Raw genomic sequence first — 24,854 nt, forward strand, 5'->3', positions numbered from 1 at the left:
GGCAGGGTTTCCGCAGGGTTGTCCATTGTGGACAGAAGTTCGTTCCGGGCCGCCCTCCTCCACCGAGACGGGGGTGGTGCGGCTGCGCTGCCGCACCACCCCGTCCGGCGGCGGGTCACCCGCCGAGGAGGTGGTCCAGGACCCGGTCCAGCACCGCGGAGCGCGTCGCCGCGTCGCTGATCCCTTCGAAGCCGAACCCGAAGTACAGCGTGTCCTCCGTGGCCACCACGGCGCCCTCGGGGAAGCCGGCGGCGGTGATGCGCTCGAAGGTGTTCGGGTTCGCCGCGCTGCCCGCGGGCGGGCCGGTGAACGCCCAGCCGTCCAGCCCGGTCTCGAACGAGGTGCTGCCCTCGCCCGTGGACACCGCGATGTCGTCGACGAAGACGCCCAGACCCTGCACGGACCAGTCGCTGACGTAGGCGATGGACACCTCCACCTGACCGCCCGCGTAGGCCGCCAGGTCGACGGTCCACTGCTGCCAGCCGCCCGAGTTGCCCGACGACGCGTTCCACGTACCCGTCGACCCGGTCGGCGAGCAGGTGCCGTCGGCGTTGAGCGTCTGGTAGTGGTCCAGCTGCGGGTGCAGCACGCGCCAGCCCTCCGGGCAGCTGTCACCCGGTTCGGTGGTGGTGTGGCCGTTGAGGTCGGGCAGGGTCGTCCAGGTCTCCGTGCCGACCGGGCGCGCCTCCACGAACACGTGGTCCCACGCCGGTTCGGTGTCGAAGGAGGTCCAGAACGACAGCTGCGCGCCACCGGCGGGCACCGAGATGGTCCGGGTCAGCCGCTTGTAGGAGACGTCCCCGATGTGCGAGTAGGCGTAGTAGTCGCCGGTGTGCGGCGCGAACGGCCCGCCGGTGCGCTGCCACGCCGCCACCGGGGTGCTCGCGAACTGCGGGTAGCGGTCGGCGGGCAGCAGGGCGCTGGTGGTGAGGAACGACGCCGTCCGGTTCTGGTTCTGCGCGCTGTCGGCGCCGTTGAGCGTCCACGCCAAGCCCTCCAGCGGGGCCGCGGTGCCGACGAGGGGCGCCGGTTCGCCCGTCTCGGCGTCCAGGCCCGAGCCGGCGCTGACCAGGCCCGCGCCGAACCAGTACTCGAGGACGTCGTTGAGCCCGTCGCCCGACCCGCTCAGCGGGCGGCAGCGCGGCGCGACGGCGGGGTCCGCGCACGACGCGTTCTCGAACGGGTCGTAGAGCTGCAGGCCCAGCGCGGGGCTGTACTGCTGGCCGGCGGCGTTGCCGGTGTAGAGCACCTTGCCGCCCTCGTTGAGGTAGTCGCGCACGGCGAACAGCTCGGTCTGGGCGAGGCTGGACGCGGTGCCCGCCGGGCGGCCCGGGTCGCGCGTGACGACGTCGTCGCCGGTGTACCAGATGACGGCGTCGTAGTGCGCCAGCACGCCCAGCGGGTCGGGCGCGGTGCGGCCGTTGGCGTCCACGTCGTAGACGTCGAAGTCCACGCCCAAGGAGGAGAGCGCGTCGCCGTAGTACGACAGGTACTGCGGCGAGGTCACCCCGGTCTTGGTCGGGGACGCGCCCGTGTAGTCCTCGGCCGCCAGCACGAGCACCCGGGCACCGCTCTCGGACACGGCCCGGTACTCGAAGGACGGGCTGGTCGCACCGCCGCCCTCGAACCACACCTTCACCGTGTCACCGGGGTCGGTGCCGGTGACCTGGCCGCTCACCACGTGGTAGTAGGTCGCGGTGCCCACGCCGTAGCGCTCGCCTCCGGTCCACTCGCTGGTCGCGGCGCTCCGCACCGCACCACCGTTGACCTGCCACTTGGCGGTCACGGCGCCCAGCGACCGCTTGGCCAGCACCCGGACCTCCTGCGGGTCGCCGTAGGAGACGGCGAAGGTGAAGTCCAGCATCGACAGCGGGCCGTTCTCCGGGTCGACGTCGGCCTGGTCGAGGTAGAACGGCTGCGTGGTCGCGCCCACGGCCGACTTGGGGTTGGCCGGGTCGGTCGCCGAGCGGGCCAGCGACAGCGAGAACGGCAGGGCGTTCTGGAACTCGGCCTCCACCAGCGCCTCGTCGTCGGGGAAGAGGAACCCGCAGCCCTCGCAGCCCTCGCCCAGCTCGGGGGTGAAGGCGACGGTGCCGGCGGCGCGTTCGGCGTAGTCGGTGGTCTCGCCGTTGGTCACGTACAGCTCGTCGGAGCTGATGCCGGGGTCGAAGCCGGGGATCGCCGGGGTGGCGTCGGTGCCGGCCAGCGCCGCGTAGATCGGGTTGTCCGCTTCCGGGGAGCCGGTCTGCCAGCCCTGCGGGTAGAGGATCAACGGGCCGTAGGAGTGCATGTTCGACTGGAACTTCGGCTTGACCCGGTCGATCAGGCCCTGCATGGCCTTGGTCTCCGGCTCGGACACCGCGCTCGGGCCGCGGTAGGTCTCGCTGGCCTGAGAGGTCGAGGAGCCTTCGTTGTCGTAGTCGAAGTGCTCGTCGAAGTTGCGGTTGGGGTCCACGCCGTCGCCGACGTTGACCACGCCGTTGCCGTCGTTGTCGCGCAGGTTCTTGCGCCACAGGCGCTCGGTGTCGAAGGTGTACTGGTAGCCGTCGGGGTTGGCCACCAGCACGAACCACAGCTCGGTGGTCTTGAGCAGGTCCTTGACCTGCGGGTCGTCGGCCTTGAAGCGGTCGAGGTAGTAGCGCAGCAGGCGCCGGTTCACCTCGACGCTGATCCACTCGCGGGCGTGCTGCGCGGACGAGTACAGCACCGCCGGGCGGGCGCCGTCCTTGAGGCCCGGGGCGCCCTGGGTGACCTTGAGGGCGATGATCTCGCGGCCCTGGGCGGTGCGGCCCAGGACGGACAGCTTGACCAGGTTCCGGTTGGCGCGGGCCAGCGAGTACAGCTCGTCGCGGATGCCGCCGGGCTGGTCGAACGACCGCCACACCGCGTAGCCGCCCGCGGCCTGCTCGGCGGCCAGCTGGCGCGCGGTCTTGCCGTCCTTGGACTTCTTGACCTGCACCGGGACGCCCCGCTCGGCCAACCGGTCGCGTTCGCTGTCGGCCAGCACCAGCTCCACCTGGACGCGGTCGCCGACCACCCGGCTGGACACCACGTCGAGCCCCTGGCGGGCCAACGCCGCCGCGTCGGCCGGCGCCACCTCCGCCACGTAGACGTCCAGGGGATCGGCGGACGGCACGGCCCCGGCCGGGGCGGTGACCCCGGCGAGGACGAGGGTCAGCGAGGCGAGGACGGCAGCGGACCGCTTCATGGCGCGGCTCCTTCCGAGCATCCGTGCGGCGGCGGAAGTCCCGCTCGGGGACGCTACGCCGGTCGGCGGTGCCCGCTATGGGCCGAAAGGCCCTACCTCGCGCCCGGTGCTCACGACTGGCCGTCGATCAACCACTTCCCGTCGACCTGGACCAGGGTGTAGGTGTGGAACCAGGTCTCGGTGGCGCCGGCCTTGGTGAGGTAGGTGATGGTGGCGGAGACGCGGTTGGCGTCCAGGAGGGTGACGTCGGAGAGCCGCACCGAGGTGATCCCGTTCCAGAACTCCTGGTACTTCTCGAAGCTGCCCACCCGGGGCGTGGCCTTGAACCGGTCGGTGAGGCGCGACCACCCCCCGTCGATGTCACCGGGCAGGAGCGCGTAGTAGTCGATCAGGCCCTTGTCGGCGGTGCCCTGCTGGGGTGGCGGACTCGTGGTGGTCGTCGTCGTGGGTGGGGCCGTCGTCGTCGTGGGCTGCTCGTTGGACGTGGCCGGGGGCTGCTGGGGTTCGGTGGTGGGCTCGGCGACGGTCGTGGTCGTGGTGTCGGTGGGGCCGGCCTGGTCGTTCGGCGGGTCGGTCTCGCGGTTGAGCAGGACGACCAGGAGGACCACGAGCAGCACGGCCAGCGCCGCGCCGGCCAGCAGGAGGGGGCGCTTGCGGTCGGGTCGGTCGGCGGGGTCTTCGATGGGCTGCGTCACGGGCGGGGTCGGCGGGGTCACGATGGCCGGGGGTTCGCCCGCGGTCTCGGGTGCGGCGGCCACGACGGGCTCCGGGACCGGCGTGGCGTCGGCGGGAGGGGTCGGGTCGGCGGGGGTGTCCGCGGGTAGGGCCGGTGGGACGATCACCTTGGTCGCCGGGGCGGAAGGCAGGGCCGAGGCCAGGACGGTCGCCGGGTCGGTCGACTCCTCGCTGAGCATCCGGACCGCCTCGGCCATGGTCGGCCGGGTCTCGGGGTTCGGGTCGAGCAGGCGGGTCAGGACCGGTTCCAGGGTGCCCGCGTTCCGGGGCGGCGGGTACTTGCCCTCGGCGGCCTTGTGCAGCAGCAGGATGGGGTTGCCGTCGGTGCCGAACGGCGGCGCCCCCTCCAGGGCCGCGTACAGGGTCGCGCCGACGCCGAACACGTCGGCCGGGAACCCGATCTCCTCGCCGCGCGCGACCTCCGGGGCCAGGTAGGCGGGCGTGCCGACGAGCATGCCGGTCGCCGTGATCGTGCCCTCCCCGGCCACGCGGGAGGTGCCGAAGTCGGTGACCTTGACCGTGCCGAACTCGGTCACCAGCACGTTGCCGGGCTTGACGTCCCGGTGCACGACGCCCGACGCGTGCGCCGCCGCCAGCCCGGACGCCAGTTGCGCGCCGATGCGGCGCACCTCGTCGGGCGGCAGGGTGCCGCGCTCGGCCAGGATCGCCCCGAGGCTGCGCGAGGGCAGGTACTCCATCACCAGCCACGGCCTGCCGTCGTCCTCGACCACGTCGTAGAGCGCGATCACGTTGGCGTGCTGGAGCCGGGCGGCGATGCGGCCCTCGCGGACCGCGCGGCGCACCGAGTCGGCGTCGAAACCGTTGCGGGTCACCAACTCCTTGAGCGCGACGATGCGCCGCAACCGGGTGTCCTCGGCGCGCCAGACCACGCCCATGCCACCCGCGCCGATCCGGTCCGTCAACCGGTACCGGCCCGCGACGGTCCGCTCCTCCACCACTTCCCCCATCCCTCCAGCGATCGCGTCCACCCGATCCGGTGACCGTCGAACGTGTGTACCCCGCCACGATGCCGGCCGACCACCGCGCCGTCCGCGAGCACCCCGTGGCGTGTCGCGCACACCGCCCCCGCCCGACACCCCCACTAAATGCGTGCGCAACCACGGAAAGAAATGAATGTAAGGCTAACCTAATCATTCTCGTGTTGCGACCTTGGAATAGCTGGGGCACTGTGCGAAACGGCGGACAAAACGACCGAGGAGCCGGGATGACCACCACGGAAATGCCCCACGTCAGCGAGTGCACCGTCGCGGGCTGCTCGTACAACCACGACGGCTGCCACGCCTTCGCCATCACCGTGAGCGGCCACAACGGTGCCGCCGACTGCGGCACGTTCATCCCGCTGTCGCGCAAGGGCGGACTGGACCGGGTGATCGCACAGGTCGGCGCGTGTTCGCGCACCGACTGCACCTACAACAAGGAACTGGAATGCTCCGCCTCCGACATCCGGGTCGGCCCCGGCGAAGGCGGGCACGCGGCGAACTGCCTGACCTACACGCCGCGCGCGAACGCCTGAGCACGGGCACGCGGACCACGGGCCGGTCCGCCCGCGCCTACTTCGTCGGCTTCGACCACCACCTGGCGTGCGCCACGACGTCGAAGCCGAAGGAGTCGTAGAGCGGGCGGCCGGCCTTGGTCGCGGTCAGGGTGACCGGCACGTCCCACCCGTCGAGCGCGGCGCCGAGCAGCGCCCGCCCCACACCCCGCGACCGGTGCTCGGGCAGGGTGGTCACCCAGTACAGGCCGGTCGCTTTCTCGTCCACAATGGACAGACAAGCGCCGGCCGGCTCGCCTTCGCGCGTCACCAGGTGCAGCCGCGCCTCGGGCCGGTCGAGCAGGGCGGGCGTCAGGGCCTCCCCCGGCGCGAACCCCGGCAGCGGGAACCCGTCCAGCACGACCTTCTCCGCCACCGCGAGCTGCGCCACCGTCTCGACCCGGGTCACGTCGAGTGCGGGCGGGGGCACCGGGGCCGGCTGCCGCGCCATGACGGGCAGCTCGTGCCCCTCCAGCCCCCAGGACGAGCAGTCGAGCACGGCGAACGAGTCCTCGACCGTCACCCGCCGCTCCCCCGCCGTCGCGACCAGCTCGGCCATCTCGGCGACCTCGTCCACCGAAGGTTCCGGGTGCAGCACCAGCACGCGCACCAGGCCGGGTCCCCGCATCGCCGAGAAGCCCGGCCGGCGGATCAGCTCGTGCCCGCGCGTCTCGGCCAGGACGGTGTGCAGGAGGTCCGAGTTGCGCGTGGCGAGCGCGAGCGCGGGCGTCATGATCGAACTGTACGTGTCACCCTCGGTTGAGCAGCTGGTCGAAGGGCACGAACGTGTCGGCGGGCTTGGTCGCGACCCGGCCTTCCAGCAGGCTGGCCAGCTCGCCCGCCGCCCGGTCGATGCGGGTCGACAGGCCCTCCGGCGCGCCCCAGTCCGAGGACGCCGCGTAGACGCCGGTCGGCACGACGATCGCCCGCAGGTAGGCGAACAGCGGGCGCAGGGCGTGGTCGAGCACCAGCGAGTGGCGTTCGGTGCCGCCGGTGGCCGCGATCAGCACCGGCTTGCCCACCAGGGAGTCCGGGTCGAGCACGTCCACGAAGGACTTGAACAGGCCGCTGTAGGAGGCGTTGAACGTCGGCGTCACCACGACCAGCCCGTCTGCGGTGACGACGTCGTCCACGACCTCCTTCAGGCGCGCGCTCGGGAACCCGGTGACGAGGTTGTCCGCCACGTCCCGCGCGACGTCGCGCAGCCGGACCGACCGGACGTCCACGGGCAGCTCACGGTCGACGGCGGCGGCGAGCCGGTCGGCCAGCAGGTGGCTGGACGACGGCTCACCGAGACCGGCCGACACCACGGCCAGGGTGGTCACTTCACGGCCTCCTTCTTGGCCTCCAGCAGCGAGGCGTGGGTGGGGGCGTCGGGCACGTCCGCCGGCCGCCCGATCGCGAACTCGCGGCGCAGCACCGGCACGATCTCGCCGAGCATGTCCAGCTGCTCCAGCACGGTCTTGAGCGGCAGGCCGGCGTGGTCCATCAGGAACAGCTGGCGCTGGTAGTCGCCGAAGTGCTCGCGGAAGGTCAGGGTCTTCTCGATGACCTGCTGCGGGCTGCCCACGGTCAACGGCGTCTGCGCGGTGAACTCCTCCAGCGACGGGCCGTGGCCGTAGACGGGGGCGTTGTCGAAGTACGGGCGGAACTCGCGGACGGCGTCCTGGGAGTTGGGGCGCATGAACACCTGGCCGCCGAGGCCGACGATCGCCTGGTGCGCCGCGCCGTGCCCGTAGTGCTCGAAGCGCTGCCGGTAGAGGTTGATCAGCCGCTGGAAGTGCTCCTTGGGCCAGAAGATGTTGTTGGCGAAGAAGCCGTCGCCGTAGTAGGCGGCCTGCTCGGCGATCTCCGGGCTGCGGATCGAGCCGTGCCACACGAACGGCGGCACGTCGTCCAGCGGCCGGGGCGTCGAGGTGAAGGACTGGAGCGGGGTGCGGAAGCGGCCCTGCCAGTCCACGACGTCCTCGCGCCACAACCGGTGCAGCAGGTGGTAGTTCTCGATGGCCAGGTCGATGCCGTCGCGGATGTCCTTGCCGAACCACGGGTACACCGGGCCCGTGTTGCCCCGGCCCATGACCAGGTCCACCCGGCCGTCGGCCAGGTGCTGGAGCATCGCGTAGTCCTCGGCGATCTTGACCGGGTCGTTGGTGGTGATCAGGGTGGTCGCGGTGGACAGGACCAGGCGCTCGGTCCGGGCCGCGATGTAGCCGAGCATCGTGGTGGGCGAGGACGGCACGAACGGCGGGTTGTGGTGCTCGCCGGTCGCGAACACGTCCAGGCCGACCTCCTCGGCCTTGAGCGCGATCGCGACCATCGCCTTGATGCGCTCGGCCTCGGTCGGCGTCCGGCCCGTGGTGGGGTCGGGCGTCACGTCGCCGACGGTGAAGACACCGAACTGCATAGCCGCTCCTCGGTCCAAGTAGTTGTACTTTCAACTACTGCGCACAACGGTACCGCGTCGATCGCTATTCCGCCGTTGCGGGGTGGCGCGGACCACGCCAGGGTGTGTGCCCGGGGTCACTCTTGGGGGGCGTGATGCGGTTCGCGTGGCGCGAGGTGGGGGTCGTGGTCGGCGTGCAGGCGGTGGTGCTCACCGCCCTGTCCGACCGGTACGGGTTCCACCGCGACGAGCTGTACTTCCTGGCCGCCGGCAAGCACCCGGCCTGGGGTTATGTCGACCAGCCGCCGCTGACGCCGGTGCTGGCGCGCGTGTTCTCGGCGGTGGCGGGCGAGACGCCGGCGGGCCTGCGGGTGGCGGCCACGCTGCTCGCCGCCGCCACCCTGGTCGTGGTGGCGATGATCACCGCCGAACTCGGCGGCGGCCGGGCCGCCCAGGTCTTCGCCGCCGCCGCGACCGCGCTGTCCGGTTTCGTGCTCGGCATCACGCACATGCTGTCCACGGCCACCGTGGACCTGCTGCTGTGGGTGGCGATCGCGTACTTCTCCCTGCGCGTGCTGCGCGGCGACGGCCGGTGGTGGGTGGCGGTCGGCGCGGCGGTCGGGGTGGCGATGGCCAACAAGTGGCTGGTGCCGCTGCTGGTGGTGTCGCTGGGTCTCGCGCTGCTGGTCACGGGTCCGCGCCGCGTCCTGCTGAGCCGGTGGTTGCCGGTCGGGGTGCTGGTGGCGGCGCTGCTGACGGCCCCGGTGTTCGTCTGGCAACTGCGGCACGACTTCCCGCTGCTGCGGGTGGCGGGCGGGATCAGCGAGGTGGACGGCGGCGAGAACCGGGCGATGTTCGTGCCGCTGCAACTGCTGTACCTGTCGCCGGTGCTGGTGCCGGTGTGGGTGGCGGGGTTCGTGCGGCTGTGGAGGGAACCGCGGTACCGGTCGGTTGCCCTGGCCTACCCCGTGCTGTGCATGATCACCGTGGTCAGCGGCGGCAAGCCGTACTACACCATGCCGTTGCTGGTGGTGCTCCTCGCCGCCGGCGCCGCGCCCGCCGTGCGCTGGGCCGCACGGCACCGGGTGGTGGCGGGTGCGGGCGCGGTCGTCGGCACGGCGGTGTCCGTGGTGGTGAGCCTGCCCGTGCTGCCCCCGTCCGCCTTGGGTCCGGTGCTCGCGATCAACCCCGAGGCGGGCGAACAGGTCGGGTGGCCCGAACTGACCGCCACCGTCGCGCGGGTGTGGGCGACCATCCCGGACGAGCGGCGCGCCAGGGCCGTCGTCTTCGCGCGCAACTACGGGCAGGCGGGCGCGATCGAGCGGTTCGGCCCGGACCACGGCCTGCCCCGGCCGTACTCGGGCCACATGTCCTACGCCGACTGGGGACCGCCCGCCGACAGCTTCGACGGCCCGGTCCTCGTCGTCGGCGCGCGCGGCCCGGAGTTCACCGAGTGCCGGGTGGTCGAGATCCACCACGCCGTGGTCGAGAACGAGGAGGACGGGACGGACGTGGCCCTGTGCAAGGCGCCGCAGTGGTCCCGGGTGTGGCCGCAACTGCGCCGCTACTACAGCTAGAGCCGGCGGCTATTGTGGACGGATGGGGTCGATCAAGAAGTTCCAAGTCACCTTCGACTGCGCCGATCCCGGGCGCGTCGGGCGCTTTTGGTGCGAGGTGCTCGGGTACGTCCCGGTGCCGGCGCCGGACGGGTTCGCCGGGTGGGACGAGTTCGAGCAGTCCCTGCCGGCCGACCGCGAGGGGGCGTGGTTCGCCTGCGTCGACCCGACGGGCGTGGGGCCCCGGCTGTACTTCCAGCGCGTCCCCGAGGGCAAGGTCGTCAAGAACCGGGTGCACCTCGACGTGCGGGTCGGCACCGGGCTCGTGGGCGCGGAGCGCCTGGCCGCGCTCAAGGCCGAGGCCGACCGGCTCGTCGCGCTCGGCGCGACCATCGTGCAGGTCCTGGAGGCCGACGAGGAGAACGAGTCGTGCATCCCGATGCAGGACGTCGAGGGCAACGAGTTCTGCGTGGACTGAGCGGCCGGTGAGCGCTCGCGCCGACCGGGACTTCCGCCGCCACCTCGCCGCCCGGCTGCTGCCCGCGCTGACCCGGCGCTGGGGCGGGGCGCGGCCGGGCGGCGATCAGCGCGTGGGGCTGGGCGCGGGCGTCGCCGTCATGGGCATCGGCGTTATGCCGCCTCCTCGGGCCCCCGTCCCGGATCGCGCTGGGCCACCACGACCGCGCTGTCGCCTCGCCGCCAGACGACCTCGACGTGCGCGAAACCGGCCGCCCGCAAGGCGTCGACGTGCCAGGACACCGGCGGGTAGAAGTCGGCGGACTCGCCGTCGGGCCGGTCCGCGAGAGCCGCCAGCGCGGGGTGCGCCAACGCCTCCCGCCACCAGTCGTGCCACGCCTCCATCGCCCCCGGCTCACCCGGCACGACGGCGGCGGGTTCCGGCATGCGGTCGGCGTTGGCGAAGAGGCCGCCGGGGTTGAGGAGGTCGCGGATCTCGGCGTAGAGCGCCCGCAGCCGGTCCGGGCCGAAGTGGTGCAGCGCCGTTCCCGCCAGCACGGAGTCGAAGCGCGGCAACCCGTCGGCCCACCCCGGTCCGCTCAGGTCGGCGCGCACCACCGGCACGTCCAGGGCGACCCGCGCGATCTCCAGCAGCACCGGGTCGAAGTCGAGCAAGGTCACGTCGGTCAGGCGGGACGCGATCGAGCCCGTCCCGCCGGCCAGGTCCAGCACCCGATCGCGCGCCCGCGCGGCCAGGACGTCGAACACCTCCTCCCGCCAGGGCAGGAAGGGCTGCTGCTGAGCGTCCCAGCCGCGCCGGAGCGCGGCGGCGGTCGAGCGGTCCAGAGTCGTCATGCCGCCCAGCTTAACGACTATGGTTTTCAGTTTCGGGTGATTCAGCCGCGTTCGACCAGGTGCCCCACCACGTCGGGACCCGGGTGGGCGTGGCCCGAGCCGTCGCGGCGCACGTCCACCTCGGGCAGCTCGACCGGCGAGCCGTTGTCCGCCGCACCCGCCGGGCGCGGCCCGACCCACGCCAGCACCAGCCCGTTCTCGCCCTTGAGGAACCGCTGCGACCGCACCCCGCCGGTCGCCCGACCCTTCGCCGGGTACTCCGCGAACGGCGTCACCTTCACGCTCTGCCCGGTCGAGGTCACCACCATCGGCTCGCCGTGCTCGTCGTCGTCGGTCCGCACCGCGCCGAAGAACACCACCCGCTGACCGGCCGCGAGGTTGATCCCGGCCATGCCGCCGCCCTTGAGCCCCTGCGGGCGCACCAGGGACGCGCTGTAGCGCAGCAGCGACGAGTCCGACGAGACGAACACCAGCGTCTCCTCCGCACTGCGCAGCCAGGACACGCCGACGACCTCGTCACCCTCCTTGAGGGTGATCACCTCGAACTCCTCCGACCGCACCGGCCACTCCGGCGCGCACACCTTCACCACACCCTGCCGCGTGCCCAGCGCGAGCCCCGGCGAGTCGGTGTCGTTCAGCGGCGCGATGCCCACGACCTTCTCGCCCTTGGCCAGGTCGACCAGCTCACTGGCCGCCATGCCCCCGCTCAACGACACCGTCCCGCTCGCCTCCGGCAACACCGGCAACGGCAGCACGTCCGTCTTCACCGCCCGACCCAGGTTGGTCACCAGCAGCACCTGGCCGCGGGCCGTCGTGTGGACGACCGCCGCCACGGCGTCGTGCTTGGTCCGACCGTTGCGCCGCCGCGCCTCGGAGGCCTCCTCCGACTCCGCCGCCGTCCGCGCCACCAGCCCGGTCGCCGACAGGATCACCTGGCACGGGTCGTCGGCGACCTCCAGCGGCCCGGCCGGCTTGGACGCCGCCAGCACCTCCTTGAGGTCGCCGTCGAGCAGCACCGTCCGGCGCTCGGTCCCCAGGTCCTTCGCGACCTTCGCCAGCTCCGCCGACACGACCTTCCGCAGCTCGCGCTCGTCGTCGAGGATCTTGGTCAGCTCGGCGATCTCGCCGCGCAGCCGGTCCTGCTCGGCCTCCAGCTCGATCGAGTCGTAGCGGGTCAGGCGGCGCAGCGGCGTGTCGAGGATGTAGGTGGCCTGCACCTCGGAGAGCTTGAACGTCTTCATCAGGCCGTCCTTCGCGGCCTGGGCGTTCTCGCTGCCCCGGATCAGCTTGATCACCTTGTCGATGTCCAGCAGGGCCTTGAGCAGGCCCTCGACCAGGTGCAGCCGGTCCTCGCGCTTGCGGCGGCGGTAGCGGGTGCGCCGGGTGACGACGTCGTAGCGGTGGCGGAGGAAGACCTCCAGCAGCGCCTTGAGGCCCAGCGTCTGCGGCTGGCCGTCCACCAGCACCAGGTTGTTGATGCCGAAGGACTGCTCCATCGGCGTCAGCCGGTACAGGTCGGCCAGCAGCGCCTGCGGGTTCACGCCGACCTTGCACTCGATGACGACCCGGACGCCGTTCTCCCGGTCGGTGAGGTCCTTGACGTCGGCGATGCCGGTCAGCCGCTTGGACTTGGTCACCTCGTCGGTGATCTTCTCGATGATCTTCTCCGGCCCGACGCCGTAGGGCAGCTCGGTCAGCGTGATCGCCTGCCGCCCGCGACTGCCCTCCAACGGCCCGGTCTCCACCTTGGCCCGCATCCGCACCACACCGCGGCCGGTCTCGTAGGCCTTGCGCACCTCGTCCAGCCCCAGCAGCACGCCGCCGGTGGGCAGGTCGGGGCCGGGGATGAACTCCATGAGCTTGTCCAGGTCGGCGTCGGGGTGGTTCACCAACCACCGCGCCGCCGCCACGACCTCGCCCAGGTTGTGCGGGATCATGTTCGTCGCCATGCCGACCGCGATGCCGGACGTGCCGTTGACCAGCAGGTTCGGGAAGGCGGCGGGCAGGACGGACGGTTCCTGGAGCGAGCCGTCGTAGTTGGGCCGGAAGTCGACGGTCTCCTCGTCCAGCTCGCCGACCAGCAGCATCGCGGCGGGCGACATCCGGGCCTCGGTATAACGCGACGCTGCCGGGCCGTCGTCTGGGCTCCCAAAATTCCCGTGCCCGTCGATGAGCGGGGTGTTGAGGGAGAAGTCCTGGGCCAGGCGGACCATCGCGTCGTAGATCGCGCCGTCGCCGTGCGGGTGGTACTTGCCCATGCAGTTGTGCACGACCTGGCCGGCCACGACGAAGGCGTGCTCGTCGGCCTCGACCTGGATGTCGTAGGTGGTGTCCGGCTCGGCCGGCTCGACCGCCACGACCTCGCACGTCGCCGTCAGCTCCACCGGGTCCTCGCCGCGGGCGGCGCGGATCACGTCCACCAGGTCGTCGTGGCGGGTCTTCGTCCAGCGCAGCAGGGCGGCGGCCAGCGCGGAGGCGTGCCGGCCGGACACCCACAGGCCCCGGTCGCGCTCGGCGCGCACGCCCGCGTCGGCCAGCATCGCGTAGACCTCGTCGCGGGTGTCGGCGAACCCGATCTCGCGGCCCTCGTGCACGTGGCCCGCGCCGTCGAACAGGCCCGCCAGGAACGGGGCCCAGTGCGCGCGCTCGGCGACCACGGCGGCAGGGACGGCGTCGACCGCCTCCAGCAGCGCCACGTCCGGGTCGAACGCCAGCACGTGCAGGTCGACGCCGTCGTTGCCCTCGTACTTGTCGCGCGTCACGGTCATCTCGTGCGCGATGGCCCACCCGTGCGCGGTGTCCAGCGGCGCGCACTCGGCCATCGTCAGCTGCACGCGGCCGTCCTCGACCACGCCGCGCGCCGCCACCAGGCCCATGACGTACGCCTCGACGTCCCCGCCGTCCGCGACCAGGGTCGCGTGCCGGGACGCGCCGAAGGCGGTGGTCCGGCGGCCGGCGAGGTCGCGGGCGTCGGTCCACCCGCCGTCGTCGGTGCGGAACCGCTGGCCCGGCGTCACCAGCATCGAGTCGCCGTTCGCCCACACGACCCGCACCAGCTCGGACACCGGGTTCTCGTAGACCTCGCCGACCCGCACCGCGTTCCCGGCCGGGTCCAGGACGAGGTCGCCGACCTCGATCTCCTCGATCCGGCGCAGCCCGGACGGCGTCGAGACCAGCGCGCCGCGCACGAAGCAGTCGCCGACCACCCGCGAGGACTTCACGTACGGGCTGGTGGGCCGGTGGCCCTGCTCGTTCATCGAGAACAGGATGCGGCGGTGCACCGGCTTGAGCCCGTCCCGCGCGTCCGGCAGCGCCCGCGAGTGGATCACCGAGTACGCGTACTCCAGGTAGGAGTCCTCGATCTCGGTGGTCAGCGAGTTGTCGATGACCTGCGCCCCGGCGCGGTCGAAGGCGGACGGGTCGACCCGGGTCGTGGGGGTCTTGCGGCGTGCCACTTCTGCTCTCCTGGCCTCAGACGTCGATCGCGGACTGGTCGACCCGGGCGGCCGACTCGACGAGCCACGCCCGGCGCGGCTCCACCTTCTCGCCCATCAACAACTCCAGCGCGGCCTCGGCGGCCTCCGCGTCGTGCAGCGTGATCCGGCGGACGGACCGGGTGGCGGGGTTCATCGTGGTCTCCCACAACTCGTCCGCGTCCATCTCGCCCAACCCCTTGAACCGGGGCACCGGCTTGACCACGGTCTTGCCCGCCTTCTCCAGCTGGGCGACTTTCTGCTCCATCTCCCGCTGGGTGAAGGTGAAGTGGGTCTCGGCGTTGCGGCCCTTGGTCATCACCTTGTGCAGCGGCGGCATGGCGGCGTAGAGCCGGCCGTCCTCGATCACCGGCCGCATGTACTTGGCGAACAACGTGATCAGCAGCGTGCGGATGTGCGACCCGTCGACGTCGGCGTCGGCCATCAGGATCACCCGGCCGTACCGCATGGCCCCGAGGTCGAACGTCCGGCCCGTGCCCGCGCCGAGCACCTGGACGATCGAGGCGATCTCGGCGTTGCGCAGGGTGTCGGCGAGCGAGGCCTTCTGCACGTTGAGGATCTTGCCCCGCAACGGCAACAACGCCTGGTACTCCGACACCCGCGCCATGCGCGCCGAGCCGAGGGCGCTGTCGCCTTCCACGAGGAAGAGCTCCGAGCGCGCGACACCGGTGGTCCGGCAGTCGACCAGCTTCGCGGGCATGGCCGCGCCTTCGAGCGCGGTCTTGCGGCGGGCCGCGTCCTTCTGCTGCTTCTGGGTCAGGCGGACCCGGGACGCGTCCACGACCTTCTGCAGGACGATCTTGGCTTCCGCCTTCGTGCGGCGGTCCTCGGTCCACGCCTTGACCTGCTTCTCCACGATGCCCAACACCACCTTGGTGATGCCGGCGGTGGACAGCTCGTCCTTGGTCTGGGACGTGAACTGCGGTTCGGGGATGCGGACGTGGATGACGGCGGTCATGCCCTCCAGCACGTCGTCCAGCGTCGGCGGGTCCTCCTTGGGCTTGAGCAGGCCCCGGCTGCGGCCGATGGCTTCCTGCACCGCCTTGAGCACCGCGCGTTCGAAGCCCCGGCGGTGGGTGCCGCCGTGCATGTTGCGGATGGTGTTGGTGAAGCACTCCACCGTGCGCTCGTAGCCGGTGCCCCAGCGCAGCGCGATCTCGACCTCGGCGTGGCGCTCCACCTTGGACCGCATGACGCCGTTCTCGTCGGCCGCGTTCTCGTGGTAGATGCCGTCACCGGTGATCAGCAGGGTGCCGGAGACCGGCTTGTCGCCCGACGGCGCCAGGAAGTCGACCATGTCGGACAAACCTCCCGGGTAGTGGAAGGTCTCCTCGTGGATCGCGCCCTGGGTCGCGTCGCGCAGCACGTAGGTCACGCCCGGCACGAGGAACGCCGTGTTGCGCAACTTCGCCCGCACGGCCTCGACGTCGAGCTTGGCGCCGCTCTCGAAGTACCGGGCGTCGTACCAGTACCGGGTGGACGTGCCGGTCTTCTTGGTCTTCCCGGTGACGCGCAGCCCGCTCTGGCGGGTGAACGCCGCCTTCGGCCCGGGACCGTCGAACACGCCGGGCACGCCGTGCGCGAAGGACATCTCGTGCACCTTGCCCTCGCGGCGCACGACCACGTCGTACCGGTGGGACAGGGCGTTGACGGCGGACGCGCCGACGCCGTGCAGGCCGCCGGAGGTCTTGTAGCCCGAGCCGCCGAACTTGCCGCCCGCGTGCAACCTGGTCAGCACCAGTTCCACACCGGACAGCCCGGACTTGGCGTGGATGCCGGTGGGGATGCCGCGCCCGTCGTCGTCGACCTGGACGCTGCCGTCGGCGTGCAGCGTGACGACGATCTTGGTGGCGTGCCCGGCCACGCCCTCGTCGGTCGAGTTGTCGACCACCTCGGTGAACAGGTGGTTGATGCCCCGGCTGTCGGTGGAGCCGATGTACATGCCGGGCCGCTTGCGGACCGCTTCCAGACCTTCCAGGTGCGTCAGGTCGTCGGCCCCGTACAAGATCTCAGCGGTCACCGGGCTCCCCAGGTCGTGGCGTGCGTCGAGCGGTACACGGTAGAGGAGGGTAACTTCCGCCTCTGACAATTCCTCGCGCACACGACGGAGTCGCGATGCGGGACCTGATCCGGGCCTGGCTCGTGGCCTCGACGCTCAGCGGTGTGCCCTCCACGGTACACGCGCTGGTGACCGGCCGTGACGTGCTGGCCGCGACGCGTGCGGCGGGCGCCTTGCTGGGCCGCCCGAGCGTGCCGCGGGGTGTCGCAGCCCACGTCGGCGTGTCCGCGTTCTGGACGGGGGTGCTGGCCGCCGTGGACGCCCGCCGACCACTGGGAGTGACCGGCGGCGCGGTGGCCGGGCTGGCGATCGCGGCGCTGGACCTGGGGGTGGTGCGGGTGCCCGCGGTCCGGGCGCTGCCCGCGGTGCCGCAGTGGTTGGACCACGTGGCCTTCGGGGCGCTCGTGGGCTGGTCCCTGGCGGTGTCGCGGGCTCGCTGGTCCACTGTGGACCGGCGCCGGCAACGGTGAACTTCCGATCTTCGGCCGGTCGGACCTGCGCGGACGGGACGACAAGGCGGTACCGACCCTGGTCCTCACGGGGGGTCACCCGGATAGAGTGCGGGCGTCCTCGCGCGTCGTGCCTGGAGGTGATCGGGCGCCTTGATGTTCCGACGTTCCGTGCCGAAGGAGACTGTGGTGCCGACACCGACCGAGACCCCGGTGGTGGTCGAGCGCGAGCACGCGCCCGTGCCGGCGCCCCAGCCGCAGTTCACGGCCTCGTTCGCGGGGGCGACGCTGGTCGTGGCGCCGCCGCAGGGGCCGGGTCAGGCGGCGACCGCGCTGGCCCGCGGCCTGCCGGTGGACCGCGGCCGGACCGTGGTGGTGGTCGACTTCCCGCCCGGGGACGAGTCGGCGTTCTGGCCGGCGGTGGCGGCGGCGCTCAAGGGCCGGGGTCCCGTGCGGCTGATGACCTCGCACGCGGGCACGATGCGCCCGACCGCGCCCGCCCAGTGGCTGGCCGAGCAGCTGCAGGCCGAGGTGGTGGCGGCGGACGGCGCGGTGACCACGGTGCCGGGTGCGGCGTTCGTCGTGGGCAACGGCGGGTACGGGTCGTGGTTGCGGTTCCTGCCGGGCGCCTCCCCGATGCCGATGGGCCGCCGGTTCCCCGTGCCGCAGTGGGAGGCCGTGGACCCCAACTCGCCGTGGCCGACCGGCGAGGTGGGCATCTCCGAGCCGATCCCGGCCGGGCTGTGGCTGCGGGCGCAGCGGGTGCCGTTCGACCCGGCCGCGCCGGACGCGCGGGCCGTGGTGACCCTGCCGTGCCGGGACAACGTGCTGACCGTCGTGGTGGGCGGTCCGGGCCAGCCGCCGATCCCGGTGGAGGAGGTGTGCCGGCTGCTGGGCGGGTTGTCGTCGGCGGCGCGGTCGCGGGTGCGACTGGTCTGGTACGGCGGCGAGCACCAGGGCCAGGAGGTGGCCGACCAGCTCGGCGAGCCGATCGCGCTGTACTCGGGCCTGCCGGTGGCGGCGCTGCGCTCGGGCGCGGCGGTGGTCGCGGTGAACCCGCGCGGGCAGCAGACGTGGCGGCCGTACGTGACCGAGGTGTCCTACACGCCCGGTGGTGTGCCTTCGGTGTCCGGGTACCGGGTGCCGGTGCCGGGCCTGGTGGAACGCGGTCCCGGGGTGTTCGACCTGGGTGGCGGGGTGGTGCTGGAGGTCGTGCCGTCCGGGCTGTGGGTGCGTGACGCCGAGGACAACGGTCCCGAGGTGCGGGCGCTGCCGGTGGACCCGGAGTGGGCGCGGCTGACCGTGGGCTCGCCGGGCAAGACGACGGCGGGCGCGGTGGCCGTGGCCGGGGCGTCCCTGGTGGAGCGGCTGGAGCCGGAGGTGCGGCGGCTGCTGAAGGTCGTCTTCTGCGACCCGACTCCCGCACCCCAGCCGCCGATGGCCGAGCCGGAGGTGGAGCTCCCGGAAGACGACTACGAGCCCGTTCCACCGGTCACCGACCGCGAACCCACGGTCGCGGTGGTGCACCACGAGCCGGCGCACCACGAGCCGGCGCACCAGCCGGTGGCGCACGTGCCGAGCGCGCGCGAGCGCCTGTCCGCCGAGCCCGTCGAAGCCCCGGTGCCCGTGCACGAGGTCGCCGACGAGCCCGTGCCGATAAGCCTCGACGGACCGCTCCCCCAGTCCCCCGCCCCGGTGTGGGGCGAGCGGGAGGGCGAGGAGTTCGTCCCCGCCGACCACCGCAGCACCGAGGCCGAGCGCGACGCCCTGCGCCGGATGCTCGGCGAGCGGTACGCCGCGCACGCCGCCGTGGCCTGCCGCCACATCGAGGTGCGGCCGGAGGACCCGGAGGCCTTCGAGGCCGTGGTGACCGACCTGGCGGCGGTCTCGGCGTGCCTCCAGCAGGACGAGGAGATCATGGTCGAGGCCCTGCGCACGGGCCGCCTGGGCAGGCTGTGGCCGTACGCGGCGGGCGTGGTCTCGGGCCTGCGCCGACTGCCCGTGCACCAGGGCGTGACCGTGTGCTGGGGCGACAGCCGCCGCTACCGCACCGGTGACCTGCTGGTCGAGCACGGCGTGCTGAGCACGGTCGCGGGGCCGTCCGTGCCGTTCGACGGGCGCACGGAGTTCGTGATCTGGTCGGTGACCGGTCGCCGGGTGCAGGTGGTGGACTCGTTCGGCAGCGTCGTGCAGGAACGGGTGGTCTTCCCGCCGGGGACGACGTTCAAGGTGCTGGCGGTGGCGGAGGCCGAGGAGTCCGCGCCCATGCAGGTGATGTTGCAGGAGGTCGCGGGACGGCACCACGAGCTGCCGCCGGGCGTGCTGGGCAGCCTGGAACGCGCGGCGGTCGCCCTACGCACCACCGCCCGCGCCCACGCCTGACACCTCCGCCAGCGCTTCGGCGACCGCCGGGGCCGTCGGGTCGATGCGCTGCGACAGCGCGAACGACTCGGCGGCCTCCGCCCGCAGGCCCAGGCGTCGCTGCGCCCACCCCCGGTGGAAGGCCGCCCGCGCCGCCGGCAGGCCACCCAGTGCCACGCCCCGGTCGTAGGCGGTGATCGCCTCTTCCAGGCGGTCGGCGGCGAGGAACGCGTCACCGCGCAGGGACCAGGTCCGGTGGTCGTTCGGGCTCAGGGTCACCAGGTGGTCGGTCTCGGCCGCCGCCCGGTCCGGCGCGCCGGTCAGCAGGTGGGTGCGGGCGATGGTCTCGTGCAGCGGGAAGGCGTGGTCCTCCCAGGCCAGGCGTTCCAACGGCGTCTCAGGCACCACCGAGTACTGGCACTCGACGGCTCGCCGCAACAACGTCCACGTGCCCGGCAGGTCACCGCGCAGGTAGGGCACGAACGCCAGCGCCCGGTAGTGGGCCTGGAGGCGCAGCGGATCGCTCGGGATGGTCCGCGAAGCCACGGCGGCGGCCTCGTGGAAGGCCGGTGTGGCGGTGCCCCTGCGCCCGTTGCGCGCCACCACGAACAGGGCGAGGGTGTGGCGGACTTCCGCCGGGTGCCCGCGGTCGTGGGCCTCCCGCAGGGCCTCCGACTCGATCTCCGTCGAGGACGGGCTCGACCAGTACCGCACCGCCAGCCGTTTCACCACGAGCTCCGGCCGATCACCCACGACGTCCGCCGCCCGGCGCTGATAACCCAAGCGCAGCAACAAGTCCGCCGCCGTGGACCGCTCCACCGTCGTCAGCGGCCCGCCGGTCCGGTCCAGCACGCGCCACCACAGCGGCGTGGCCAGGTCCGCCGGGAAGGCCTTCATGTCGGGCCCCAGGGCGTCCAGCCGCCCCCGGCTCGCGGCGGCGTACACCCTGGTCATCGGCGACGGAACGGTGTTGAAACGGGGAGAGGCGGTGCCGTCGACCAGGTGGCGGGCCAGGGTGTGCGTGACCTCGGCGACGCGCGACGAGCCGGCGCCCGGCGGGTGCAGGCCCAGCACCACCCCGCACCGGACCGGGACACCCGCCGCCGCCAGGGCGCTCAGGCGTCGGGCGAGGCCCCGGGGACCGGGCTCGGGGTCGTAGCGGGGTGCCACGGTTCTCCCCTCGACGCGGCGATCCGCTCCCGGTACCAGTGGAAGGAGGCGCGCGGGGTGCGGGTCTGGGTCTGGTAGTCCACGTGTACCAGGCCGAACCGGGGCTTGTACCCGTGCGCCCACTCGAAGTTGTCCAGGAACGACCACGCGAAGTAGCCCCGCAGGTCCACCCCGGCGGCCACGGCGTCCCGGGCGGCGGACAGGTGGGTGTCCAGGAAGGCGATCCGCTCGTCGTCCTGGAAGCCGGGCCGGTCGCTGTAGACGCAGCCGTTCTCGGTGACGTACACCGGGGGCAGGTCCGGGTAGCGGTTCTTCAGGCCCACCAACGCCTCCGTGAGGCCTTCCGGCTCGACCGGCCAGTTCATGGCGGTGCGCGGCACGTCGGGCAGGCGGGTGGTGTCGATGCCGATGTCGTTGGCGGTGCGGGTGGTGCGGTCGGGGTCGCGGAAGGGCGCGGCGGCCACGTGCTGGCGGTAGTAGTAGTTCACGCCGAGGAAGTCCAGCGGGGTGCCGATGACGGCCAGGTCGTCGTCCTCGCGGAAGTCCACGTCGCCGAAGACCTCGCCGTAGTCGGTCGGGTAGCGGCCGGCGAACAGCGGGTCGGTGAACTGGCGGCGCAGCAGCAGGTCGTGCCGGCGGGCGGCGGCGTGGTCCTCGGGCGAGTCGGTCACCGGGACCGACGGGGACTGGTTGAGCACGATCCCGAACTCGTGGTTCCCGCCCCGCATGGCCCGGACGGCCAGGCCGTGGGCGAGCAGCAGGTGGTGGGCGGCGGCGAGCGCGCCGTGGCCCTCGCGGGCGCCGGGGGCGTGCCGGCCCTCGCCGTAGCCGACGATCGAGGACACGTACGGCTCGTTGAGCGTGGTCCACCGGGTCACCAGGTCGCCCAGGGCCTCGTGCACGACGCTCGCGTACTCGGCGAACCGGTAGGCGGTGTCGCGGGAGCGCCACCCGCCGCGGTCCTCCAGGCCCTGCGGCAGGTCCCAGTGGTAGAGCGTCGGGAACGGCTCGATGCCGCGTTCCAGCAGGCCCTCGCACAGCTCCCGGTAGAACGCCAGGCCGCGCGGCTCGAACCGGCCCCGACCGTCGGGCTGCACGCGGGGCCAGGCGATGGAGAACCGGTAGGCGTCCACGCCCAACTCGCCCAGCAGCGCCACGTCCTCGCGCCACCGGTGGTAGTGGTCGCACGCCACCGCCCCGGAGTCACCACCCGCGACCGCGCCCGGCACCGCGCAGAACGTGTCCCAGATCGACGGCCCGCGGCCGTCCTCGTCCACCGCGCCCTCGATCTGGTAGGCCGACGTCGCCACACCCCAGCGGAAGCCCGCCCCGAACCCGGTCATGCCCCACCTCCTCGGCGGCAATGACACGGCGTGACGAGGCACCGGTCAAGTAACGGATCCGTGATCTGCGCGCTCGGGGCTGGTTCGGCTTTGTGCAGGTGAAGTAGGGTTCACGCTGGTCAGCCCACGTGGAGCCGGAGCACTGAAAGCGGTTACAAACATGGCCACGATCCGAGAGGTCGCCGAACTGTGCGGGGTGTCGGTCGCGACCGTGTCACGCGTGTTCAACCGGCCGCTGACGGTCAGCCGGGAGAAGCGCGAGGTCGTCGAACGGGTCGCGCGCGAGCTGGACTACCGGCCCAACGAGTCGGCGCGCGCGCTGGCCAGCCGCAAGTCCGGGCTGATCGGCCTGGTCTGGGACACCGACCACCGCCGGCCCGGGTGGCGGCACCCGTACCTCCAGGAGCTGCTGATCGGCCTCAAGACCGCGCTCAGCGCGCACGGCTACCACCTGCTGATGCTGGCCACCAGCGGGTCGGCGGCGCTGCGGGCGGTCGGGGCGTCGCTGGCCGACCCGGTGGCGTACGTGAACATGACCCGGCGCCACCACCTCGGCGGGCTGGTGCTCATCGACAGCGGCAAGGACGGGCCGGCGTTCGCCGCGTTCGCCCGGTCCGGGCTGCCGTGCGTGGCGGTGGACGTGGTGGTCGAGGGCGACCGGGCCACCTACGTCACCTCCGACAACGCGGGCGGCGCGGTGGAGGCGGTGCGGCACCTGGTGGCGGCCGGGCACACGCGGATCGCGACCATCACCGGCCCGCTGGGCAACGTCCCGTCCGCCGACCGCCTGGCCGGGTTCCGCGCGGCGATGGCGGAGGCGGGGTTGCCGGTCCCCGACGAGCACGTGGTGACCGGCGACTTCCACCGCGGCAGCGGCCAGGACGCCATGCGCCGCCTGATCGCCCTGCCCACCCCGCCCACGGCGGTGTTCTGCGCGAGCGACGAGATGGCGGTGGGCGCACTCCTGGCGGCCCGGCACGCCGGCCTGCGGGTGCCCGACGACGTGGCCCTGGTGGGCTTCGACGACATCGAGCTGGCCGCCCTGGTCGACCCGCCGCTGACCACCGTCGCACAGGACAAGGCGGGCATCGGCGCGGCAGCGGCGCGGGCGGTGCTCACGATGATCCACAACGGCCGAACCCCACCGCCCGCCGTCCTCCCGACCCGCCTGGTGGTGCGCGCATCGAGCCGAACCCTGCCAGGTTGACTTCTACGACAAGCCGGCCGCCTTGCACTGCTCGGCGTTGTCCTCCGTGCACAGCTGGGACAGCCGCACCGAGTCGTCCTCGACGACCAGCCCGATGTTGTCCTTGGTGATCGCCACCGGTGGCAGGAGCAGGGCCTTGATCTCGCGGTCGGTCCGCGGGTCGTGGATGAACTGCGTGACCAGGGTGTCGGCGTTCGCCGTGCCGCCGCCGGCCAACGCGGACACCAGCCCGGCCGTCGCCTCGGCCTCCGCCCGCACCGACTTGTGCACGGTCATGCACTGGTCGCCGCGCAGGATCGCGCGCAGCCCCTCGACGGTCGCGTCCTGCCCGGTCACCGCCACCTTGCCGGCGAGCCCCTTGGCCGCCAGCACCTCGATCACCTCGCCCGCGAACCCGTCGTTGGCCGCGACCACCCCGTCGACCTTGCCGCCGTTGGCGGCGAGGAGGTCCGCGAACACGTGCCCGGCGAGGTCGTTGTCCCAGCCCTCGATCCACTGGTTGCCGAGCAGCTTGTACTGCCCGGCGTCGTACTTGGGCTTGAGCACCCGCTGCTGGCCCTCGTAGAAGAGGCTGGAGTTGTTGTCGGTCTTGGCCCCTTCGAGCTCGATGACCGTCGCCCGTCCCGCGCCGAGGCACTTGCCCAGCCCCTCGGCCTGCAACGTCCCGACCGCCACCCCGTCGAAGGACACGTAGTAGTCGGCGTTGCCACCCAGCGTCAGCCGGTCGTAGTTGATGGTCGGGATCCCGGCCGCGTGCGCCTTGCGCTCCACCGCCGCCGCGCTCTCCGAGTCCACGGCGGTCAGCACGAGCACCTCGACCCCTTCGGCGATGAACTCGTCGGCGAGGCTGACGAACCGGTGGGGGTCGTTCTCGGCGTTGACGATCCGGGCGTCCACCCCGACCCCGTGCAGGAACTTCTCCAACCACGGCCGGTCGAACCGCTCCCACCGCACCGAGGAGGTCGTGTCGGGCAGGATCACCCCGACCTTGGGCTGCCCACCGGGGCTCTGCGCCTGCTTGGCCGGCGGGGCGCTTTTCCCGCAGGAAGCCAGGAGAAGGGCGAGACAACAGGTTGCGGCGGTGCGGACCGGGAACTTGCGACGCATGCGAACGAACCTCTCCAGGGCGGCGGCGGCCGGCTCTACGGCGGCCACCCGGTGGGGAGGGTCGTTAGAGCGCTCTAACTCTCGTGGAGCGCCCATACTGTGTAACGCGCGTCACATGAAGTCAATAACCTCCGCCGCTCTTGTGCGCAGACCGAAACCTGCCTGCCGGCGCTTCTCGTCCTCGGTCGTCCGCGCCGACTCGACCCGCAGGTCACGCGTTGTGAAGGACTTGCGCCGCTTTCGCGATGAACACGTACTCCGTGCTGTCGTCGGTGACCGGCTCGCCGCCGAACCCGCCGTACAGCGCCTCCAGCTCGAGGCCGGCCGCGTCGAGCAGCCCGAGCCACTCGTTCCTGGTCGCCCACCACAGCGAACTGGTGGCACCGTCGTCGCGGACGATGTCGATCCGGTTGTCCCCCACCGAGTACCGGATCGTGTGCGGCGTCGGTTCGTCCTGGTGCACGCCGTCGACGCGCGCGGCGATGCGGTGGTCGAAGGCGAACGCGTTCCACGCGAACCGCCCGCCCGGCCGCAACGACGCCGCAACGCGCTCGAACGTCCGGCGGCGGTCGGTCCACGTCGCCAAGTGCAGCAAGGCGCGGAACGGGCAGTAGACCAGCCCCGCCGGCTCGTCCAGGCGCAGGTCGCGCATGTCGGCCTCGCGCAGGTCGAGCTCCACGCCCGCGGCAGCGGCACGGGCACGCGCCTGGTCGAGCATCGCCGGGGACGAGTCCAGACCGATCACCCGCTGCCCGGTCGCCTGGGCGACCGGGACCGCGACGCGCCCGTTCCCCACCGCCAGCTCGACCACCGGCCCGTCGGCGGCACGCGCGAGTTCGACGTAGAACGGGACGTCCTCGACCATGTGCGCCGACCACTCCTCATAGCCGACCGCGAAACCCTCGTCCCAGCTCATGCG

Annotated in this window: 18 protein-coding genes; 6 read left to right on the forward strand and 12 right to left on the reverse strand. The window is 72.5% G+C overall.

What is annotated here, in order from left to right:
* Positions 1-115 precede the first annotated feature (115 nt).
* A complete protein-coding gene (locus DFJ66_RS06685; RefSeq protein ID WP_121218959.1) occupies positions 116-3,208 on the reverse strand; it encodes a M14 family metallopeptidase in 3,093 nt (1,030 codons plus the stop codon).
* A gap of 110 nt (positions 3,209-3,318) precedes the next feature.
* Entirely contained in the window at positions 3,319-4,911 is a 1,593-nt protein-coding gene (locus DFJ66_RS06690) for a serine/threonine-protein kinase (RefSeq protein ID WP_121218961.1), read from the reverse strand.
* A 257-nt stretch (positions 4,912-5,168) separates the two neighbouring features.
* Between DFJ66_RS06690 and DFJ66_RS06695 the strand changes: the two genes are divergently transcribed.
* Complete coding sequence (locus DFJ66_RS06695) at positions 5,169-5,477, forward strand: DUF1540 domain-containing protein (protein WP_121218963.1); 309 nt, start codon at positions 5,169-5,171, stop codon at positions 5,475-5,477.
* A gap of 37 nt (positions 5,478-5,514) precedes the next feature.
* Here the strand turns inward: DFJ66_RS06695 and DFJ66_RS44910 are convergent, their stop codons facing one another.
* The 3 genes from DFJ66_RS44910 to DFJ66_RS06710 are packed head-to-tail and all read right to left on the reverse strand — an operon-like array spanning position 5,515 to position 7,899.
* A complete protein-coding gene (locus DFJ66_RS44910) occupies positions 5,515-6,228 on the reverse strand; it encodes a GNAT family N-acetyltransferase (RefSeq protein ID WP_121218965.1) in 714 nt (237 codons plus the stop codon).
* A 16-nt stretch (positions 6,229-6,244) separates the two neighbouring features.
* Positions 6,245-6,820, reverse strand: coding sequence for an FMN reductase (locus DFJ66_RS06705; protein WP_121218967.1), 576 nt, complete (start codon positions 6,818-6,820; stop codon positions 6,245-6,247).
* Entirely contained in the window at positions 6,817-7,899 is a 1,083-nt protein-coding gene (locus DFJ66_RS06710; protein WP_121218969.1) for an LLM class flavin-dependent oxidoreductase, read from the reverse strand. The genes DFJ66_RS06705 and DFJ66_RS06710 overlap by 4 nt, the downstream gene beginning before the upstream one ends.
* A 134-nt stretch (positions 7,900-8,033) precedes the next feature.
* On the opposite strand from DFJ66_RS06710, the gene DFJ66_RS06715 reads away from it, so the two are divergent.
* Together DFJ66_RS06715 and DFJ66_RS06720 are read left to right on the forward strand one after the other, a co-directional pair.
* Positions 8,034-9,455, forward strand: a complete 1,422-nt coding sequence (locus tag DFJ66_RS06715; RefSeq protein ID WP_121218971.1) for a glycosyltransferase family 39 protein — start codon at positions 8,034-8,036, stop codon at positions 9,453-9,455.
* A 22-nt stretch (positions 9,456-9,477) separates the two neighbouring features.
* A complete protein-coding gene (locus DFJ66_RS06720; RefSeq protein ID WP_121218973.1) occupies positions 9,478-9,912 on the forward strand; it encodes a VOC family protein in 435 nt (144 codons plus the stop codon).
* Between the two features lie 152 nt (positions 9,913-10,064).
* On the opposite strand, the gene DFJ66_RS06725 is transcribed toward DFJ66_RS06720, so the two are convergent.
* From DFJ66_RS06725 to DFJ66_RS06735, 3 genes are read right to left on the reverse strand one after another with little or no spacing between them, the layout of a single operon-like run.
* Positions 10,065-10,745, reverse strand: a complete 681-nt coding sequence (locus DFJ66_RS06725; protein ID WP_121218975.1) for a class I SAM-dependent methyltransferase — start codon at positions 10,743-10,745, stop codon at positions 10,065-10,067.
* A gap of 41 nt (positions 10,746-10,786) precedes the next feature.
* A complete protein-coding gene (locus tag DFJ66_RS06730; RefSeq protein WP_121218977.1) occupies positions 10,787-14,200 on the reverse strand; it encodes a DNA topoisomerase (ATP-hydrolyzing) in 3,414 nt (1,137 codons plus the stop codon).
* Between the two features lie 16 nt (positions 14,201-14,216).
* Positions 14,217-16,259, reverse strand: a complete 2,043-nt coding sequence (locus DFJ66_RS06735) for a DNA gyrase/topoisomerase IV subunit B (RefSeq protein ID WP_121218979.1) — start codon at positions 16,257-16,259, stop codon at positions 14,217-14,219.
* 95 nt (positions 16,260-16,354) lie between these two features.
* Between DFJ66_RS06735 and DFJ66_RS06740 the strand changes: the two genes are divergently transcribed.
* Both DFJ66_RS06740 and DFJ66_RS44915 read left to right on the forward strand, forming a co-directional pair.
* Positions 16,355-16,768: a hypothetical protein gene (locus DFJ66_RS06740; RefSeq protein WP_121218981.1), complete on the forward strand. Its 414-nt coding sequence runs from the start codon at positions 16,355-16,357 to the stop codon at positions 16,766-16,768.
* Between the two features lie 168 nt (positions 16,769-16,936).
* Positions 16,937-19,129: a hypothetical protein gene (locus DFJ66_RS44915; protein WP_281276601.1), complete on the forward strand. Its 2,193-nt coding sequence runs from the start codon at positions 16,937-16,939 to the stop codon at positions 19,127-19,129.
* Here the strand turns inward: DFJ66_RS44915 and DFJ66_RS06755 are convergent.
* A complete protein-coding gene (locus tag DFJ66_RS06755) occupies positions 19,100-20,278 on the reverse strand; it encodes a tetratricopeptide repeat protein (RefSeq protein WP_121218983.1) in 1,179 nt (392 codons plus the stop codon). The two genes, DFJ66_RS44915 and DFJ66_RS06755, sit on opposite strands and share 30 nt — an antisense overlap.
* The gene (locus DFJ66_RS06760) at positions 20,224-21,621 is read right to left on the reverse strand and encodes a GH1 family beta-glucosidase (protein ID WP_121218985.1); all 1,398 of its coding nucleotides are present in this window, start codon (positions 21,619-21,621) and stop codon (positions 20,224-20,226) included. The genes DFJ66_RS06755 and DFJ66_RS06760 overlap by 55 nt, the downstream gene beginning before the upstream one ends.
* Positions 21,622-21,781: 160 nt before the next feature.
* Here DFJ66_RS06760 and DFJ66_RS06765 point away from each other — a divergent pair, with 160 nt between their 5' ends.
* A complete protein-coding gene (locus tag DFJ66_RS06765; protein ID WP_121218987.1) occupies positions 21,782-22,828 on the forward strand; it encodes a LacI family DNA-binding transcriptional regulator in 1,047 nt (348 codons plus the stop codon).
* A 3-nt stretch (positions 22,829-22,831) separates the two neighbouring features.
* On the opposite strand, the gene DFJ66_RS06770 is transcribed toward DFJ66_RS06765, so the two are convergent.
* Both DFJ66_RS06770 and DFJ66_RS06775 read right to left on the reverse strand, forming a co-directional pair.
* On the reverse strand, positions 22,832-23,935 hold the full coding sequence (locus tag DFJ66_RS06770) for a sugar ABC transporter substrate-binding protein (RefSeq protein WP_121218989.1): 1,104 nt from the start codon (positions 23,933-23,935) through the stop codon (positions 22,832-22,834).
* 211 nt (positions 23,936-24,146) lie between these two features.
* The gene (locus DFJ66_RS06775; protein WP_211351012.1) at positions 24,147-24,851 is read right to left on the reverse strand and encodes a class I SAM-dependent methyltransferase; all 705 of its coding nucleotides are present in this window, start codon (positions 24,849-24,851) and stop codon (positions 24,147-24,149) included.
* Between the last annotated feature and the right edge of the window lie 3 nt (positions 24,852-24,854).

This window comes from Saccharothrix variisporea (assembly GCF_003634995.1).
Classification (GTDB): Bacteria; Actinomycetota; Actinomycetes; order Mycobacteriales; family Pseudonocardiaceae; genus Actinosynnema; species Actinosynnema variisporeum.

Coding starts and splice junctions, on each gene's coding strand:
- DFJ66_RS44910 (WP_121218965.1), bottom strand. CDS start 6,228: ATGACGCCCGCGCTCGCGCTCGCCACGCGCAACTCGGACCTCCTGCAC.
- DFJ66_RS06770 (WP_121218989.1), bottom strand. CDS start 23,935: ATGCGTCGCAAGTTCCCGGTCCGCACCGCCGCAACCTGTTGTCTCGCC.
- DFJ66_RS06685 (WP_121218959.1), bottom strand. CDS start 3,208: ATGAAGCGGTCCGCTGCCGTCCTCGCCTCGCTGACCCTCGTCCTCGCC.
- DFJ66_RS06690 (WP_121218961.1), bottom strand. CDS start 4,911: ATGGGGGAAGTGGTGGAGGAGCGGACCGTCGCGGGCCGGTACCGGTTG.
- DFJ66_RS06740 (WP_121218981.1), top strand. CDS start 16,355: ATGCGGGACCTGATCCGGGCCTGGCTCGTGGCCTCGACGCTCAGCGGT.
- DFJ66_RS06720 (WP_121218973.1), top strand. CDS start 9,478: ATGGGGTCGATCAAGAAGTTCCAAGTCACCTTCGACTGCGCCGATCCC.
- DFJ66_RS06760 (WP_121218985.1), bottom strand. CDS start 21,621: ATGACCGGGTTCGGGGCGGGCTTCCGCTGGGGTGTGGCGACGTCGGCC.
- DFJ66_RS06765 (WP_121218987.1), top strand. CDS start 21,782: ATGGCCACGATCCGAGAGGTCGCCGAACTGTGCGGGGTGTCGGTCGCG.
- DFJ66_RS06695 (WP_121218963.1), top strand. CDS start 5,169: ATGACCACCACGGAAATGCCCCACGTCAGCGAGTGCACCGTCGCGGGC.
- DFJ66_RS06710 (WP_121218969.1), bottom strand. CDS start 7,899: ATGCAGTTCGGTGTCTTCACCGTCGGCGACGTGACGCCCGACCCCACC.
- DFJ66_RS06715 (WP_121218971.1), top strand. CDS start 8,034: ATGCGGTTCGCGTGGCGCGAGGTGGGGGTCGTGGTCGGCGTGCAGGCG.
- DFJ66_RS06725 (WP_121218975.1), bottom strand. CDS start 10,745: ATGACGACTCTGGACCGCTCGACCGCCGCCGCGCTCCGGCGCGGCTGG.
- DFJ66_RS06775 (WP_211351012.1), bottom strand. CDS start 24,851: ATGAGCTGGGACGAGGGTTTCGCGGTCGGCTATGAGGAGTGGTCGGCG.